This window comes from Calditrichota bacterium (assembly GCA_013151735.1).
In the GTDB taxonomy this organism is placed as follows: domain Bacteria; phylum Zhuqueibacterota; class JdFR-76; order JdFR-76; family BMS3Abin05; genus BMS3Abin05.
This window is the reverse complement of sequence record JAADHR010000066.1, coordinates 36,578-54,887: the sequence shown is the minus strand read 5'-3', so window position 1 is coordinate 54,887 and position 18,310 is coordinate 36,578. Positions and strand designations below refer to the sequence as shown.

10 protein-coding genes are annotated in these 18,310 nt (G+C 47.8%); 2 read left to right on the top strand and 8 right to left on the bottom strand.

The window, feature by feature from the left end:
* Positions 1-45: 45 nt before the first annotated feature.
* Positions 46-1,134, bottom strand: a complete 1,089-nt coding sequence (locus GXO76_04745; GenBank protein NOY77158.1) for a deoxyhypusine synthase — start codon at positions 1,132-1,134, stop codon at positions 46-48.
* A 205-nt stretch (positions 1,135-1,339) separates the two neighbouring features.
* On the bottom strand, positions 1,340-2,374 hold the full coding sequence (locus tag GXO76_04740; protein NOY77157.1) for a Gfo/Idh/MocA family oxidoreductase: 1,035 nt from the start codon (positions 2,372-2,374) through the stop codon (positions 1,340-1,342).
* Positions 2,375-2,929: 555 nt separating this feature from the next.
* Here GXO76_04740 and GXO76_04735 point away from each other — a divergent pair.
* Positions 2,930-3,217, top strand: a complete 288-nt coding sequence (locus tag GXO76_04735) for a GlsB/YeaQ/YmgE family stress response membrane protein (GenBank protein ID NOY77156.1) — start codon at positions 2,930-2,932, stop codon at positions 3,215-3,217.
* A 74-nt stretch (positions 3,218-3,291) separates the two neighbouring features.
* On the opposite strand, the gene GXO76_04730 is transcribed toward GXO76_04735, so the two are convergent.
* From GXO76_04730 to GXO76_04705, 6 genes are all read right to left on the bottom strand, one after another.
* Positions 3,292-3,918, bottom strand: a complete 627-nt coding sequence (locus GXO76_04730; protein NOY77155.1) for a CPBP family intramembrane metalloprotease — start codon at positions 3,916-3,918, stop codon at positions 3,292-3,294.
* Between the two features lie 3 nt (positions 3,919-3,921).
* Positions 3,922-4,818, bottom strand: coding sequence for a 1,4-dihydroxy-2-naphthoate octaprenyltransferase (gene menA, locus GXO76_04725; protein NOY77154.1), 897 nt, complete (start codon positions 4,816-4,818; stop codon positions 3,922-3,924).
* Positions 4,819-5,046: 228 nt separating this feature from the next.
* Positions 5,047-7,794, bottom strand: a complete 2,748-nt coding sequence (locus GXO76_04720; GenBank protein NOY77153.1) for a PAS domain S-box protein — start codon at positions 7,792-7,794, stop codon at positions 5,047-5,049.
* A gap of 383 nt (positions 7,795-8,177) precedes the next feature.
* Positions 8,178-10,283 (bottom strand): sodium:solute symporter family protein, encoded by a 2,106-nt coding sequence (locus GXO76_04715; protein ID NOY77152.1) that lies wholly within the window; start codon positions 10,281-10,283, stop codon positions 8,178-8,180.
* Between the two features lie 224 nt (positions 10,284-10,507).
* Positions 10,508-11,263: a tetratricopeptide repeat protein gene (locus GXO76_04710; protein NOY77151.1), complete on the bottom strand. Its 756-nt coding sequence runs from the start codon at positions 11,261-11,263 to the stop codon at positions 10,508-10,510.
* 177 nt (positions 11,264-11,440) lie between these two features.
* The gene (locus GXO76_04705; GenBank protein ID NOY77150.1) at positions 11,441-14,626 is read right to left on the bottom strand and encodes a PAS domain S-box protein; all 3,186 of its coding nucleotides are present in this window, start codon (positions 14,624-14,626) and stop codon (positions 11,441-11,443) included.
* Between the two features lie 614 nt (positions 14,627-15,240).
* Between GXO76_04705 and uvrA the strand changes: the two genes are divergently transcribed.
* Positions 15,241-18,099 carry an excinuclease ABC subunit UvrA gene (uvrA, locus tag GXO76_04700; protein NOY77149.1) on the top strand — a complete coding sequence of 953 codons (2,859 nt, stop codon included), beginning with the start codon at positions 15,241-15,243 and terminating at the stop codon, positions 18,097-18,099.
* The last annotated feature ends 211 nt before the right edge of the window (positions 18,100-18,310 follow it).

Here is an 18,310-nt window from a genome sequence, read left to right as displayed (position 1 = left end):
ACGGGTGCGTCTTCCCGTAAAACCCCGCAGGCATAAAGCCTGCGCCTACTTCTTTAAATAGAATGCCTTCAAATCGTTGACCATTTTTTCCCGTTTTTGAAACAGCCTTTTGGGTTCCCTCGTTTCACGATTGGCCAGTGCGTACGCGGTAATCAGGGGAAGTGCCACGGTAGAATCCACATAACAGACCAGAGCATCCGGCAGTTTTTCAGGATCCACCTTCCCCCAGCTCACCGCTTCACTGGGTGTGGCGCCGGAAAGCCCTCCGGTATCGGGGCGGGCATCCGTAATTTGCAAAAAGTAATCGTGTCCCTTTTCGGAAATACCCAGCACTTCCTGAATATGCGGCTCTGTTTGCAGCATGAAATTCTTCGGCGATCCCCCTCCCACAATGAATACGGCACTTTTTCCCCCGGTGCGTTTGGCTTCCCAGACAATTGAGGCGGTTTCATTTACATCCCGGGAAACGTCGATCTTTAATTGATTCCCCGAAAGGGCCATTGCGGCAACATTCATCCCGATGGAACTGTCCCCCGGCGACGAAGTGTAAACGGGCACGTCGTACTGGTACGCCACAGACAGCATCGAACGTTCCTGCAAACCCAGAACCTTTTCCCGCTCCAGCAGGTATTTTCCGCACAAGTGGTGAAATTCTGCCGTGCTCATCTCGCGCTGAAACTCGGGCTGAGAAATGATCTGCCGGAAAAAGGCATCCGTATCCAACAGGACGTGGTAATCAAAAAAAATGTCGTAGATCCGTACGATCCCCTTATCCCGCAGATCGACGTCATTTACAAAGGGCGTTCCCTTGTACAGGGGGAGTCCCATTCCGAAATGGGCGTCGTGGTAAAGATTGGCTCCCGTACTGACGATCCAGTCCACAAATCCGGCTTTGATCAGGGGAATGATAGTTGAAATGCCCATGCCCGCAGGGGTAAGGGCGCCGGTCAGGCTCATGCCAATCGTCACGTCCGGTTCCAGCATTTTTTGGGTGAAGAGCTGGGCGGCTTCCTTTAAACGGGCGGCATTATATGCCCAAAAACTGCGGTCCATCAATTCCGTCAGGGACAGGCCGCCTGTAATGGGTTTGGGATCAATCCTTTTTCCCTTCAGATGCGGATTTTTTGAAGCCATCTCTTTCCCTTAAATTTTAGTGAGTTTGCTCCAAGAAGCCTCTGCCCACTAATTCCACAAATTTTTACAGATTGATTTTATTGAAATCTTATTCGTGACGTTTGTGTATTTCGCAGTTTCAAGAGTGAGCTCTTTAGTCGTTCTAAAATCTTAAAACCATGCAGACTTGCGAGGGATCTGACCCCCTGGCAAGCGCATCAAATCTTTAAAGCGGCAACGACACGGCCCGCTTTTCGGCTATGCTTCGGGCCACGGCTTCGGTAAATTCCATGTATTTTACGCCGTCTTCAAATGAGGTACGGGTAATTTTTTCTTTGCCGCGAATCGCGCCGATAAATTCTTCTTCTACCCGCCATCCGCCCTGCTCGGACGGCGGAATGGGGATTTCTTTCAGCGCGGAATCGCCGCGGCGCCCGCCAAAAAGCTTTCCTTCTGAAAATCGAAGGGTGCCCTCACTTCCAAACAGCGTTCCGGCATCGGATCCGCCCAGTCCGCGAATGGACGAAAACCCAAAATGTGCCTGGGCGCCGCACGCCATTTTTGCAATCACATCCACATGGTCGGGAAGACGCACAGCCTGAAGCACCCCCGAATCCGGGTTCTTTCGCAGGGGAACCGCCACCTTCCCCATCGCCATTACCTCCGTTGCCTCTCCCACCCAGCGCATCATCGCTTCGTACCAAATCCCCAAACTCAACACATTCAATCCGCTTAAGTCCGCATTCTGGCGCCAGTGCAACGGCGACTCCCGATCGACAAATGAGCCGTTGGTCTGGACATCGATTGCAAGAATCTCACCCAGAAAACCCTCTTTAATCAGGCGCTGAATCGTGGCATCCACATGCAGTGTAAATGGCGACGGTACCACTTGCGCGACCAGGTGGGGCTTTTGCCGGGAAGCCTCCCACATTTCGTGGGCCTCCCGGGCCGTCATGGCCATTCTGGCCTCACACAAAACATGTTTGTTCGCCCGAAACGCCGCAAGCGTTACCGGCGCATGCAGATAGGGCCAGGTTCCGATGACAATGGCATCCGTATCCGGCGCTTCCACCAACTCCAGCCAGTTTTCATAAACGGTTGGAATTCCAAATTCTTGCGCGACCCTTTCCGATGATTCCCGGCTGCGGTTGCACACACTGACGATTTCAACACCCTCAATCGCCCGCAACCTGGGAATATGCTGGGCCTTTGTGTTTCCCCCCGCCCCTACAATGCCGATACGAATTTTTTGATCACTCATGTCAATCCACTCATTTAAATCGCTCTTTTTTCAATGCCACCGGGATTTCACGGGCCTGACACGCTCGCTGTGATTTATCGTTATCCCGAGGATCATTGTATCAATGCATAATCTGAATTAGAAATTAACATATCTCACCTAAAAATACAAGGGTTTTTCGATCCAAAAATATGCATCTTGTAAGAATTCTACTTGACAAAACATCAATTAATGTTTAATTTTTAGAAAAATAGGTAGTAGTCAAACAAAGATCTTCTGTAATATGGATTTCGTGCTGTTGGGGGAAGCAAAGCGTCACCGGTGAAAATGCCCCGCGGCCCGCAATCTCGCTGACATCTTAAATAACAGGGATTTCCTGACCCTCCTGCGGCGGGTTCGCCACGAGAGCTATACTTCAAAAATGTGTTGGTTTTCGTTTAGATTCTCTGCATAGGATTTAGCGTGTGAATACACTAAATAGATCACACCCATTTCGGAGATCTATTCACAAAAGTGGCAGGCTTTCCTTAAACATGTTCTAATGATGTTGACACCAATAAAAGGAGGTGATTCAACATGCAATCTGGAATTGTTTTTATGCCATTTTTATCATGGCTTTGGCTGACCATAATTGCTATCGTAATATCAGTGGTATGGTGGTTTGTTCTTAAAGTTAAGACCTCGGGAGGATACTGGTTTGAACTTATTGTGGCCTGGATTGGTGCCTGGCTTGGTACAGCGGTGTTTGGCAACTGGGTCTGGACGGTTAATAATATCTCCATCATTCCGGCAATTTTGGGTTCTATTTCTGCCATAATGCTTATCGATGGTATTGCCAAAATCTGGGCATCAAGCAAACAATAGTCTAAACAGGGAGAGCCTGCCCTCTCCGAATAAGCCCCCCTTTTCCCGGGTTTCGGCCCTATTTTGCAATCTCTTTAATGAATCGGCCAGATAAGGAAAATAGCCACATCCCACAGGACGTGGGACAGAATGTTGGCGTACAAATTTTTATAACGCAGATACAGCCAGCCCCAGAAGAGGCCCGCCGTAGCAGCCGCGCCGATCAACATCACGTTGCCGGTAAGAATGTGAATAGCGGCGTAAAGTGCACTGGCCAGCAGCCAACCCCACGTGTTCCCTGCCCAGTCTTCCAGAGTTGATTGAACAAATCCGCGCCAGAAAATCTCCTCACCCGGGCCGATGAACAAAACCATCAGGAGGAGGATAATTCCGAAGGAGGCCTCCTGTTTGTTCTGGTAAACGGCCTGAATTTGCTGCGCCTGAAACGGCAGAAAAGAGGTTGCCCAGTTGCCCGCCCAAAAAAAAGCGTACAGCAAACTGGCCGAAACCAGTCCGATAAGAAGGGTCTGTTTTACCGAAGGCTTTGGAAAAAATAAACGGGGTTTTCGCCAGACAGAATAAATGGACAGCAATGCGGTAAAAACGGCCATTGACCACCAAAAGTTGGCTGCCCGCCACCGGAAAAGCTCAAACCAGAATCCGGTGGCGAGAACCAAACCGAAAATCAAATCCGCTTTTTGTGTGTGTGCAGACTCTGCCATTTTTTAGATGATTCGGGCCAGGATAAAGGCCAGGGTCAGGAGAATTCCAAACTGCATGTGCAGTTGAGCCGTTAAAACATCGGCCATGGCCACCCCATTTTGGCCCTTGACGTCCTTACCCTGAATGACCTGAAAAACCTTGATTGCAGAAGGCAGAGACAGCAGTACAAGAAAACCCCACAATGGAATGACGCTGGCAACCGCCAGTCCGATGGTAATGGCATACGCGAGAATAACCATGGTTTTGTAGAGCACGACCGATCCCTTTTCACCCAGTACCATTGCAAACGTCCGGATGCCGGCAACGGCGTCGTTTCGGATATCCCGGAAATTGTTGGCATGAAGAATACCCGTTACCAGCAGGGCAATGGGAAGAGACACCCACACCGGAAACCAGCTCAGGTAACCGGTCTGAACATAAAAAGCACCCAGAACCATCAGGGGGCCAAAAAGCAGAAAAATACCCACATCGCCAAAGGCCTTGTATTTGTACTCAACGGGATCCGCCGTGTAGAAAAAACCACCCAACATGCCAACGAGACCCAGAACCAGAATGGGTAATCCGCGCACAGAAATCAAATAGACACCGATCAGGGTTGCCGTCGCAAAGGCGACGAGTCCAGCCCAAAAAACCGACCGGGGAGGCAACAGCCCTTCTACCAAAACACCGCTTCCTCCAAGCGTGCCCTCACGGTCCACCTGCTTTTTGTAATCGTAATAGTCGCTAATTAGATTGGAACCGGCGTGCAGGAGCAGGGCTCCGAATAAGGCGGCCACAAAATAAAGGATGTTAAAATATCCCAGGTACCAGCCCAACGCACTTCCCAAAAGAACAGGTGTTACCGATGCCGTAAATGAAAAGGGGCGACTTGCCCGAAGCCACAATTTCACGGATGTCATATTTTTCTCCTCCTGTATCTGCTTTTTCACTTAAGTTAAATTCCAATAAAGATAGGAAATCTTTCGGTAAAAATCAACTCTCATTCATTCGTTCGTTTCGAACACGGAAAACAGAACGTAACCTCCATCCAGAGCGCGCTTAAAAAATAATCCATGCCTCAAAAAAAGAAAGTCATACGGCGCAGTTTCTTGTACTGACAATTCCGTTGTGGCACAAGGCGCTTTCCTTTATTTCCGATTTAAGATTTCGCGTACCTTACGGGCAATTCGTTGCGGGGTAAATGGTTTTTGAATAAAAAATAGTCCGTTTTTCAAAAAACCATTTTTGGTAATGGCCCGGTCCGGATACCCGGACATAAACAGGACCCGGAAGTCGGAGCGAAACTTTTGGATTTCCCGAATAAGTTGGTCTCCCGGCATATTCGGCATAACCACATCTGTCAGTATCAGATCGATTTTTCGCGGATACGAACGAGCAATTTTCAGGGCGTCTTTTCCGTTGGGGGCAGTCAAAACCGTGTAGCCCAATTTTGAGAGGCTTCGGGAAGCCACCTCCAGGACATTCTTTTCGTCCTCCACAACCAGGATCGTTTCCGTGCCCCGCAGCGCCTGGTCGGAAACGCTCTCGTTCTTACCCGCGTTGCGCGGAGCATCCACCCGGGGAAAGTAGATCTTAAAGGTTGTGCCCTTCCCGGGTTCGCTGTACACCCAGATGTGTCCCCCGCTTTGTTTGACAATTCCGTAGACCGTGGAAAGCCCTAATCCGGTCCCCCGGTCCTTTTCTTTGGTGGTAAAAAAGGGTTCAAAAATGTGTTCCATGATCTCTTTGGACATGCCCTGACCGGTATCTGTGATAGCCAGAAGAATGTAGTCGCCCGGTTTCACACTGACATGACGCTCCGTGTACGCCTCGGCTAACGAAATGTTGCTCGTCTCAACAATCAGCCGCCCCCCATCTGGCATGGCATCTCTGGCATTGACTGCCAGATTGAGCAGGATTTGATCGACCTGACCCGGGTCAACATAGACCGTACCGAGATTTTCATCGGGATGAAAAACCAATTCAACATCTTCACCAATCATCCGCTGAATCATTCGCTTTGATCCCTGAATGACATCATTCAGCGAAAGAATCTGAGGTTCCAAAACCTGCCGCCGGCTGAACGCCAAGAGCTGGTGGGTCAGGGCCGCCGCGCGATTCCCTGACTTGTAGATTTCTTCCACGTCCTCCCGCAAGGGATTTTCCGGTTCCATTTCACTCAACAAAAGCTGGGCATACCCGTTGATCGCCGTCAGAATGTTATTAAAATCGTGAGCCACTCCGCCGGCCAGCCGTCCGACAGCTTCCATTTTTTGAGCCTGCAGAAATTGCTGCTGAAGCTTGATCTGATCGGTTACGTCCAGGAGGGTTGCAATGGTCTGGACGTGGGGCGTGCCGCTGTTAATGACGGCTGCGCTGATTTCAACCCACCGTACTTCACCGCTTTTTCGGATAATTTTGAATTGATACCGTGCGGGAATTTTTTCGCCCTTTTGGCGGCGGCGGTACCGGTCTTCCACAATGGGAATACTTTCCGCATCCAAAAATTCCCGAAAATCATGGTTCAGAATCTGCGCTTCCGGGCGTTCCAATATGTGCGCCATTTCCTGATTACAGTAGATAATCCGGTAATCCGAATCCACAATAAAAATACCCTCCTGGGAGGTTTCGACGATGGAACGAAACCGCTCTTCACTCTTCTGAAGGGCCTGTTCCATCAAGCGTCTTTTATCTTCAAGCTCACGCTCATGAAGCCCGTAGGAGATATCCGAAACGATCTCCTCCCAGAGGACCTTTTCCTCTCTGGGATGATCCACATTTTTTTGAATGGCAAGAGCAAGAAATCCAAATAATTGCCCTTCATATAAAAGAGGGGCCACCCAGACCGAATGGGAGAGATAACTGTCCGAAAGGGGACAATCGCGGCAAAAGCTTTCCACATCTTCAATAAGAATCCCTTCCGATGCCTGTTGCGCGCGCTGAATACAGGGCGGAATGTGTCCGTTTTTCAATTGCTCGGTCAGTTTTTGAAAAGAGTCTCCGATTCCCGATTCTGCAAACCCGGTAAATTTTCCCGTTTCATCAATCAAGGCGATCCAGGTTGAAAAATACCCCCGGGTTCGCGTGAGAATCTCACAAATATTCCGGAGGAGTGCGGAAATATCTTTTTCCTTTGCAATGAGACGATTGATTCTGTTAACCGTTTCGAGGATTGAATTTAATCGATTAATCCGTAATTCGAATTCCTTTTGATGAGAAATGATGGTCAGAATGCCGTGAAGCTGTTTTTGTTTGCTTTGTGGATGAACATCCGGAAAGGCTTCATTTCGTACCCAAATCCAGTCACCGGATTTTGACAGAATTTTATGTTCACTGGTAAATTTCCGTCCCGTTTTAAAACTTTCTATCAGCAACTCTTTTAGCCGGTTTTGATCGTCCGATGGAACCAATTTTTTCCAGAGCGATGGCCGCGCATAGAGCTCTTCCGGAGATTTTCCTGTCCATTCGCGGAGAACCGGAGAGATATAATGAAAAATAATCTTTTTTTTAAAAAGAAGGGTGTAGGTTACCGCGGGAACATTTAACAGAAGATTTTTAAACCGGGCCTCTGAAATGGCCAAATCGTGTGCGGCTGTTTTTGCCCGGTCGGAATCCGCTTGGGCCTGCCGGAAGAGCCGGGCAATCAAAATGACACCGACAAAAACCACAATCGAAATCACCAGCCCGATGGACTCGGCCACCTCGTGTCCAAACAAAAATTCCGTTTGGGGAAAATAGGTTCCAATCAGACTGGAAAATCGGCGCAGCCCCATCAGAACAAATGCCAGCGACAGCAACAGCCAGGCATTTAACTTTCCGGTGGTTTTTATTAACCTCAGAGCAAAATATACAGCCAATAGCTGAAAAAGAATGGATATCAGGAGAATGGAAATCATGGACGTCTCACAAACACATGGGTTAAGGAATCGATTAAATAATCGCTTATCTTTCCCCAAAGCACGAAATCGAGAGGTGGAAATAAAGATTGAAGCGTGTATTTAAAGAGAAGATGAACTAAGAACTAATATAATTTAAAAATACAGATCGTGCAACAAATAATTTCAAAACAAGGAATTATTGCCCGGGTCGAATTAAGAAAATCTCCCACGAATTTGCACAAATTGCCGCGAATTTAAACCCCATTCCTTTCTTCGTAAAAATTCGTGTCCATTCGTGGGCCAAATATCTCCCACGAATTTGCACGAATTAACACAAATTTTAACTTTATTTCGTCTCTTCGTGAAAATTCGTGTTCATTCGTGGGAGAACACCTTTTATTTTAGCTTCCGATGTGCACCAGGACCCAGTACAGAAAAATGATAAAGGCCACCACAAACCAGGATGCCACAAATCCCCAGATGTCCAGGGCGGAGGGCTTCCAGAATTCCCAGCTCGTGCCGGGGAAAAGCTTTTTCCGCTCCACAATTTCCGGGTTGTCAACGGCTTCCTGAACCAGCCGGGCATCCAATTCTTTATCGGCCACAGCGGGGGTGTGCACGCGTGCGTAAAATTCACGCAGCACCTTTTCCGAATTCGGGCGGGACAGGAATCCGATTAAGAAGAGAATGATGAAGGGAAAGATAATATCAAAGGCAAATGAAATCGTATCCAGCTGAGGACGCGTCATGTTTTTCAAATGAACCCCCATCAGGGAGACCAAATACAGCTCCGTTCGGAAAGCCCCAACCCCCACCAGCGGAGAGGTTTCATCCTCCGGATTTTCGCGAACGACTTTCTCAAAAAAAAGAGCCGTTGGATTTATGATCTGTGTTTTCTTGATTTTTTGCCCCACATATTTGGCCCGGCCTTCCTTAACATCTTTTTCCACTGCTTTTGTGGTAATCTGAACAGTTTTAGCGGTCGTCTGTTGGGTTAGGTATGAACTGTGAGTGGCCGAACGAAACGTCGGTACCACGTTTGGGAGAAGCACTGTAATTAAAATAGAAAGCAGCATTTGAGTTACAACGGCCTTTGTGTTTAAGCGCCGCCAGAAATACACCAGCCACAAAGAAGGGCCAATGATGGTTCCAATAGAAAGAACATACCGAAACATCACAAAAATATCGTTTACCTTGGTGGCAAAATAGACATTTGCCAGCAATACCACAAGAATAACCGCACGCCCCACAATGACCTGCGTTTTTTCCGTAATATTCTGCTTAATAGGCAGCAGAATATTCTTGGTAAAGGCAGCGGACCACATCAGACTTTGCGAATCAATCGTCGACATATTTGCCGCCATAATTGAAGCCACCATCAAACCAATTAATCCGACCCCCAGCAAATCGTGAGTCATGCGCCCCCAAATCATGGTCGGATCAGAAAGCTTCCCGGCGTAAAGTCCGATCCCGATTAGCCCGGTAAGTGCCCAGCCTATCATCATAAAACGCTTGGAAAAGGACCCGATCATCATGCCCATTCGAGCGGACATGTCATCCTTTGCCGACCCTCCCGTCGTAAAATCCGAGGGAGGTAACCCCACAAGATTGACTGTGGCCATGGCTGCAACAAAATACCAGGTGTATTGGGAGGTGGCTGCCCCTCCGAATAAATCAAACAGATAATCGGGAACGTGAGCATGAAGTCCCGCAAATCCCCCAATGTGGGCCAATCCCACCGGAATCAAAATAAGCGAGAGGAACACAATGAGAAGGCCCTGAATCACGTCGGTGACAACGGCCGCAAAAAGCCCCCCCAAAATGGTGTAGGTGGCAACAATGGCCCCATAAAGAAAGTAGAATTCGACCAATGGCAGATAGGAAATGTACCCGTGAATTTCGTTTCGCTTTTTACGTTCCAATAAATAATTATAGCGCTGTTGTTCGGCCGGGGTTAATTTCTGGAAGGACTGTTTCTGCTCCAGGGCCTTAAATTCCTTAAAGTCAGCCACACTTTGTTTTTCGGCGAGCGTATATTCCGAGGGAGGTTTTACCATAAGCGCCTGCATGGTTTTTCCGGTAAGCAGGTACCCCATTGAGCCGCCATACATGGCCATCATCAAAATGTAAAAAGCGTAGAGGCCTCCCAGAAATTTGCTTTCGAAACGATGAATGTAAATATCACCGGCGGCAATGTACCGGGCACGGCGTTGAAGAATGGATTTAAACCAATAAAACGGCGTAATAAATAAAACAATATTCTGGAACCACAGCCCTGACATCCCCTCTCTGTAAATTTCGCGCGTGACACCAACGGCCTGATCCGAGCTGGTGATATTCCCGAAATTCAAGAATGAAAAAAGAATTTTGCCGAAACTGCGCCCCCCCTGATAAAAATCCATTGTATTTACAACCTTCTTACTGGCCCATTTGCCGATGTAAACCATTCCCACAAAATAGCCAATAATCACCAACCAATCGATAATGTGAAGGCCCCAAATATACATTGCTGTACTCCCGGTTATAATGAATGTGATGCAGAAGAAAACAGGGTATTTTTTGAGTGATTTCAGGGTGAAATAATCCGTCACCCATTTTCTCTAAATTTACCCTGGTAGGTTAGCAAATAGTGTAAGAAATCCAGAGGAAAAAATCAAGAGGAAAAGAAAATAATTTAAAAAATAAATCCCCGGTACTTTGGACGTGCCGGGGACTTCGTGAAAAAAAACGGCTATTTGTTCTCTATCTTTTTCAACAGGGCCGCAGCTTCTTTTCTGTATTGCGGATCGTCTTCATCTTCGCGGGGGAGAGTTGGAATCTTCTTGAGAATTTTTTTGGCCTGGTCGTATTGTTTCATTTCGACTAAAAGGCGGGCATAATCCAAGTTAAACATGATGAATGTGGGATGCAGAGCCAGCGCTTTTTCAAAGAGTTTTTTCGATTCTTTTCGACTGGCCCAACCCAATCCCAGGGGTCCGCGGAAGAATTTCGGTTTTCGAGCCACCTCCTGATGGGCACGCGCCAGAACGTAGTAGGCCACATCATTTTTGGGATTGAGTTGAATCGCCTTCTCACAATCGGCCCTTACCTTTTTAACCAATCCAATGGACTTGAAAACCCCTTTAAACAAGGAGATTTTTCCATTGGCAATGGCGCGTCTCAGGTAGCCTTCATCGCCATTCGGATTGACATGAATTGCGCTGTCAGCAAACATGAGTGCCTTTTTGTAATAGTCCAATTGCTTGTCTTTGGGTTGATGTTCCCCAATGTCCAGGTAGGTCCGGCTGAGGCGCCATAAAACGTCATAATTTTTCGGATCCAGCTTAACTGCATGTTGAAACGCCTCAAGAGCCGCTTTGTCATCAAAATGTTTGTAGGCCGTGTCTCCTTTGGCAATCCACTCCTGTACCGTGTTCTGAGCAAAAACGGAACCGGCCGCCAAAAGCACAAAAACAACCAAACCCAACAAAATGCTTTGTTTCTTCATGGCTTACCTCCTCTTTCAGGTCATTCACAGCAAAAACCTTTGTTCAAACCTACAACTTTTTCAAGAAAAAGTCAACAAGTTTTTGAGGGATCACCATGATAAATTACGGCAATCTTATGGAGATTCTCTTCCCGGGTCGGCCTCCGGTACCGCTCATCTTCATCCGGGTGCGCTTTTTTACTTATTTTTCGTGTTCTGCCCCGAAAGCCGCTTTTTCTCCAAGACCTCCCGCACCTTCCGGGTGAGCGTTTCCGGAGTAAACGGCTTTTCCAGGAATTCTTTATCGGAATCCAGTACCCCATGGTGAACAATGGCATTATCGGTGTAGCCCGACATATAAAGCACGGCCATCTGAGGCTGAAGTTCCATTAGCCGGCTTGCCAGCTGAACGCCACTCATTTTGGGCATGATAACGTCGGTTAAGAGCAAATGAATGGGTTCATCAAGTTGTTCGGCAATCAGGAGTGCCTCACCCGCATTGGACGCTTCAAACACATTGTAACCATATTTTGTCAAGATTTTAATGGCCGAACGCCGGACCACTTCTTCATCTTCCACCACCAGAATATTCTCATTTCCCTGAAACGTGTCAATCAGAATCTCTTTTGCCGGAAATTCACTGGCGTCTTCACGAACCCGCGGAAAATAAATCTTGAACGTCGTTCCCTTGCCGGGCTCGCTGTAAACCCAGATATATCCTCCGCTCTGTTTAACAATTCCGTAGACCGTTGCCAACCCCAACCCGGTACCCTTCCCCTTTTCTTTGGTGGTAAAAAAGGGTTCAAAAATCCGGGCCTGCGTTTCGGCGTCCATGCCCATGCCGTTGTCGCTAACCCCCAGCATTACGTAGGATCCGGGATGGACCTGGGCGTGCTGCTGGGTGTAGTTTTCATCCAGTTCCACATTAAGGGTTTCCAGGATAATTTTCCCGCCCTGAGGCATTGCATCCCGGGCATTAATAATCAAATTCATCAGAATCTGTTCAAATTGCCCGGGGTCGATTTTTGTAAAACCCAGTTCGGGATCCAGAATCGTGACAAAATCAATATCCTCTCCAATTACTCGCCGGAACATTTTTTCGGATTCGCCGACAATTTCGTTGATGTTGAGCACCTCAAGCTTTAGGATTTGCTTACGGCTGAACGCCAGTAACTGCCGCGTCAGGCGCGCCGCCCGCTCACCGGCATTTCTGATTTGTTCCAGGTCTTCGCGTATGGGATCGCCTTCCGAAAACTCCGGGATTAAAAATTGGGAGTAGGCCAGAATAGGCGTTAGGAGATTGTTAAAATCATGAGCCACTCCCCCGGCCAATCGCCCGATTGATTCCATTTTTTGGGCCTGAAAGAGCTGCTCTTCCAGTTTTTTCTGCCGGGTAATGTCTTCCTGAATCCCCAGATAATGGGTAATAAGCCCGTCCTTATTTTTGATCGGGGAAATAAGTGAAAGAGCCCAATACTCCTGTCCGCTCTTTTTCCGATCCAGCAACTCCCCCTGCCAGATCTCTCCCGAAGCAACCCTATCCCACATGGTCTTGTATATATTGGGAGTGGTTTTCCCGGATTGAAGGATTTTTGGATTTTTCCCAATAACCTCCTCTGCAGAGTAGCCCGTAATCTGGGTAAAGGCAGGATTAACATATTCAATCGTCCCCGCCCTGTCCGTAATCATCACGGAGAGAGGACTTTGTTCCACCACTTGCGATAATTTTCTGAGCTGGCTTTCAATTCGTTTCCGCTCGGAAATATCCCGCAAAACAGCTGTAATAATGATTTCATCCCCCATTACCAATTTTGAAACCGATATTTCAATCGGAAAGATATCACCGTTTTTCCGGCGCCCCTGGACCTCAAACTGTTTTTTCAAAAGCGGGGTGGATGCGTCGCCCTGAAAGATACTTCCAAGAACACGCAGCACCTTTTCCTTCAATGTGTCCGGCACAAGAGATCGGATATCCTTTCCCAGCATTTCCGTATGATCATAGCCAAATATTCTTTCGGCTCCCTTATTAAAAACAATGATTTTATTTTCCCGATTTACACTTATAATTCCATCACTCACCGTATAAAGAATATTTGATAATTTATCCTGGGTCTGCTTGAGGCTTTTTTCCACCTCCATTCGCTGGTGAAATTCAATGGATTGGGCAATAAAATCGGCCATTGAGAGAACAAAACTCCGTTCTTCCTCTGTCCACTGGCGGGGTGAACCAATCTGTTCGTGGCAAAGAACTCCGATTATTTCCCCTCCTTTTCGAATGGGAACGTCCAGCATGGAAGATATTCCTATTGGAGAAAGGTAAGACGACGAAAATTCCCGCGTTCGGGGATCCTTGTGAGCATCCGAAGCGGCAATAAGAAGTTCTTTTTTCAGAGCCTCAAAATAGGCGGGATATTCATGTACGAAAAGTTCTTTTCCGGACGAGTGAATCTCTTTGCTTCGTTCATAAAGATCCACACATTGAATCTTCTGCCCTTCCTCAACAAAAAGCCAAATGCCCACACGCTCTACCTGTAGTGCTCTGGCATCGGCTTCGGTTATTTCCTGAAATATGGAAGAAAGCGAATCTTCTTTATGCCGGCCGATTTTTGAAAGCTGCAACAGGATGTCATTAAAATCCTTCAGCCGCTTTTCTTTCTCGAGAATGGTTGTTTCCCTTTCGATCCGTTCCAACTCTGCAGAAATGCGGTCAGAAGCCAGATAGAAAAGCGCATCCAGAATTTCAGTTCGCTTAAGGGGTTTTCGAAGAAACAATTCCAGTATGCCGACGGGTTTTTGGGATGAATCCAGAATGGGGATCCCTTTAACCGATTGAACGCCCCATTTTTTAAGACGCTCATCCTGGGGAAAATTCGATTGGATATCCTGAGGATATTCGCAGACTACCCCTTTGGCAAGCTCCTTACACGGGGTACCTTCCAATTCGAATTCAAAATTTTCGACTATTTTTCCATCCTGTAAAACGACGAGTGTCTGAATCTTCTGTTTTTCGGAATCCACCAGTTTTCCGATAACAACCACATCTATATGAAAATGCTTCCAGAATTGCTCAGCCAACGCCCGAATGTAATCGAAACCTGTTTTATGAAGAATTTCAGTAACAAATGTGAGAAGCAAATGTTCGGCTTTATATTTATTTCGAATATAGCGATAAATAAAAGCACCTGAAAAACCAAGGACGGTGATGCCTGCAATGTAAATGCCAAGGACAATTGTATCCAGATACGCAAGATTGGCCAGAAAATCAAGATGCCGTACGGCCATATTTTTGATTATGATATCTAAAATCAGAAGAATGATGGCAGAAATAAACAGGATGATGGAAACACCCCATCCGAGGGATATTTTTTTTTGCAAAAATTTCATTTGAACAAACCTCCCGAACCATTATTTTTCATGCAGACAGTGAAAAAAATCAGCAGAGGGTCAGAAATGTTCAAAAAGGATTGAACAACTGAGGGACCAGGCAACCAACCCAATTCCAAAAAAATAGTGCGAATCTTACCTTTTACTTGAAAGATACTCACCCAATTATTTAATCGTCGCTACCGACAGAGAAAAACACATTCAAAATTGCAATATTTCTCAAAATAATACAAAAAATTGGAAAAATCAACATCTTTTTGGAAATTTTTTCCTCTCTTCCCCTCCTGGTCTTACCCTATTCCAACAGAGGAAAGCGAAGTTATTCCAGAAATAGGGATTCCGGAGTTTCCTGCCAAAATTCCCTGTTTCAATCAATTGAATATTCCCGTTTTCATTTAACCCGACTTTTTAATAAACAGTTGCAATTAAAGTGAGCCCCTGCTATATTTATTTTCTGAAGAACCGCAATTTGAAAACAGAAAAACCGAAATTTTTAATTCGGGCATTTCCAGCAATTGAATATTAAACTTCTGTTGTGGATGGAATTGTTCCTAAAAAGCAATTAAAAACTCTACCGTTGTGAGTTTTGCGAAGAACCCTGATTATTTTCAGTAATGACAAAAAACAACCACATTTTTATAAAAGGTGCCCGCGAGCACAATCTCAAAAACATCGATGTTGACATCCCACGGGATAAATTGATCGTTATCACGGGGCTGTCGGGATCGGGAAAATCGTCCCTGGCCTTTGACACCATCTACGCTGAGGGCCAGCGCCGGTACGTGGAGTCGCTCTCGGCATACGCCCGTCAATTCCTGGGTTTGATGGAAAAACCGGATGTGGATTATATTGAAGGGCTTTCACCTGCCATTTCCATTGAGCAGCGTACGGCCAGCAAGAATCCCCGCTCCACGGTTGGAACGGTGACCGAGATTTACGACTACCTGCGTCTGCTGTTTGCACGAATTGGCATTCCGTACTGTTACAAATGCGGCAAACGCATCCAGCGGCAAACACCTCAGCAAATTGTGGATTCCGTTCTGCAACTGCCTGAAGGGAAGAAAATTCAAATTATGGCGCCCATTGTGCGGGGCCGGAAGGGTGAATTCCGGGATGTTTTTGAGACCGTCCAGAAACAGGGGTACGTTCGCATTCGGGTAGACGGCCAAATCCTGGACGTTTCCCAGAAAATCAAATTGAACAAAAACCAGAAACACAACGTGGATGTCGTGGTCGACCGGCTTGTGGTGCAGCCGCACATTACCCACCGATTGACTGACTCGGTGGAAACAGCGCTGGGACTGGCATCGGGGCTGGTGGTGGTAAACGAATTGGATGGCGGGGACCATCTCTTCAGTGAGCACTTTGCCTGCGTGGATTGCGGCGTGAGCTACGAGGAAATCAGCCCGCGTATGTTTTCGTTCAACAGCCCTTACGGCGCCTGCCCGGTTTGCAACGGTCTGGGAACCATTATGGAAATTGACCCGGACCTGGTGGTCCCCAATCCCAAAAAGTCACTCAACCAGGGGGCTATTGAGCCCTGGGGACAGGCCAAAGAGGGGTGGTATTTTACCCATTTAAAATCGCTTGCCAAACATTACGGCTTCAGCATGGATACCCCCTGGGAAGCGCTTCCCGAAGCCCTCCGGCAGATCATTCTTTATGGCTCGGACGAGGAAATTGATGTGAACTACCGCAGCACCCACGGGAAAATCCGGGCCGAATTCCAGACCAAGTTCGAAGGGGTCATCCCAAACCTGAAACGGCGCTACAACCAGACTCACTCCGCATCGGTTCGGGAATGGATTGAAGGCTACATGAATATTAAGACCTGTCCCGCCTGCGGGGGCGCCCGCCTTAAACCCGAAAGCCTGGCGATCAAAATAAAGGGGTTCACCATTCACGCCCTCACAAAGATGTCTGTTAAGGAAGCCAATCATTTCTTTGAAACACTGGACTTGTCGGAGCGTGAAGAACAGATCGCTCATCAAATCGTGAAAGAAATCCGGGCACGCCTGCACTTTTTGATCAACGTGGGGCTGGATTACCTGACACTGGATCGAACGGCCAGTACACTTTCCGGGGGAGAAGCCCAGCGTATCCGGCTGGCCACCCAGATCGGTTCTCAATTGGTAGGGGTGCTTTACATTTTGGACGAACCGAGCATTGGCCTCCACCAGCGGGATAATCTCCGGCTGATTCACACGCTGGAGCGCCTGCGCGACCTGGGTAACACCGTCGTGGTGGTGGAACACGACCGTGAAACCATCGAACATGCCGACTTCGTGGTCGACCTCGGCCCGGGTGCCGGGGAAAACGGAGGCGAGGTGGTAGCTTTGGGGACACCCCAGCAAGTAAAAGCCAACCCACAGTCCCTGACGGGGCAATATCTGGCGGGGATCCGGTTTATTCCGACCCCCCGAACCCGCCGTACCGGCACCGGCAGGTTTATCGAATTAATCGGTGCCCGCGGGAATAATCTGAAATCCATTACCGTGAAATTTCCGCTGGGAACGTTCATTTGTGTCACCGGCGTTTCCGGATCAGGGAAAAGTACGCTGATCAATGAAACCCTTTACCCGGCTCTGAAAAGAAACCTCTACTACAGCAAGGACAGTCCGCTCCCTTACGATTCCATCAGAGGACTGGAAAACATCGACAAGGTGATTGACATCGATCAGTCACCTATCGGCCGAACGCCGCGTTCGAATCCGGCCACGTACACCGGGGTGTTCACCCCCATTCGGGAATTATTTTCTCAGCTCCCCGAATCGAAGATCCGCGGCTACAAGCCCGGACGATTCAGTTTTAATGTGAAGGGCGGCCGCTGCGAGGCCTGTCAGGGTGACGGCATCATTAAAATTGAGATGCACTTTTTGCCCGATGTGTACGTCACATGCGAGGTGTGTAAGGGGAAACGCTACAATCGGGAAACACTGGAAATTGCCTACCGGGGCAAATCCATTGCCGATATTCTGGACATGACCGTACACGAAGCCATGGAATTTTTTAAAAACATCCCGATTATTCATCGAAAATTGAAAACCCTCTACGATGTGGGACTTGGTTACATCCGCCTGGGACAACCGGCCACAACCCTCTCCGGCGGTGAGGCGCAGCGCGTGAAGCTTTCCACAGAGCTTTCCAAAATTGCAACCGGCCGAACCCTCTACATTCTGGACGAACCGACTACGGGCCTTCATTTTGAAGATGTGAAAATGCTGCTCACCGTGCTAAACCGCCTGGTGGACAAAGGGAATACCGTTATTGTCATTGAACACAACCTGGATGTGATTAAAACGGCGGATTACATTATTGATTTGGGCCCCGAGGGAGGCGATGCCGGAGGAACCGTCGTGGCAACGGGCACACCCGAAGACGTGGCCGCAAACGGAAAATCGTATACGGGGCAATTCCTGAAGCAGGAATTGCTCATGGAAGGAAAAGAGAAACGGAGCACTTCCGAAGTTTAGTGGTTTATTTCATACGTTCGGTTACCCGTTTTTAACCCTATGGAGAAACCACTCCAAGATAAGAGTTTACACTGAGCCTATCGAAGTGACGAAAGGAGCCTGAAAGACGATCTTCCCCCGCTCGTTTCGACTCCGCTCAACGACCGGGGGTTCCTTAACCCAACGAGAGCCTATTTTTTTTAAATTGCATTTGAAAATTCATTGAGGGTCA

Coding starts and splice junctions, on each gene's coding strand:
- menA (NOY77154.1), bottom strand. CDS start 4,818: ATGACATCCGTGAAATTGTGGCTTCGGGCAAGTCGCCCCTTTTCATTT.
- GXO76_04730 (NOY77155.1), bottom strand. CDS start 3,918: ATGGCAGAGTCTGCACACACACAAAAAGCGGATTTGATTTTCGGTTTG.
- uvrA (NOY77149.1), top strand. CDS start 15,241: ATGACAAAAAACAACCACATTTTTATAAAAGGTGCCCGCGAGCACAAT.
- GXO76_04710 (NOY77151.1), bottom strand. CDS start 11,263: ATGAAGAAACAAAGCATTTTGTTGGGTTTGGTTGTTTTTGTGCTTTTG.
- GXO76_04735 (NOY77156.1), top strand. CDS start 2,930: ATGCAATCTGGAATTGTTTTTATGCCATTTTTATCATGGCTTTGGCTG.
- GXO76_04740 (NOY77157.1), bottom strand. CDS start 2,374: ATGAGTGATCAAAAAATTCGTATCGGCATTGTAGGGGCGGGGGGAAAC.
- GXO76_04720 (NOY77153.1), bottom strand. CDS start 7,794: ATGATTTCCATTCTCCTGATATCCATTCTTTTTCAGCTATTGGCTGTA.
- GXO76_04705 (NOY77150.1), bottom strand. CDS start 14,626: ATGAAATTTTTGCAAAAAAAAATATCCCTCGGATGGGGTGTTTCCATC.
- GXO76_04745 (NOY77158.1), bottom strand. CDS start 1,134: ATGGCTTCAAAAAATCCGCATCTGAAGGGAAAAAGGATTGATCCCAAA.
- GXO76_04715 (NOY77152.1), bottom strand. CDS start 10,283: ATGTATATTTGGGGCCTTCACATTATCGATTGGTTGGTGATTATTGGC.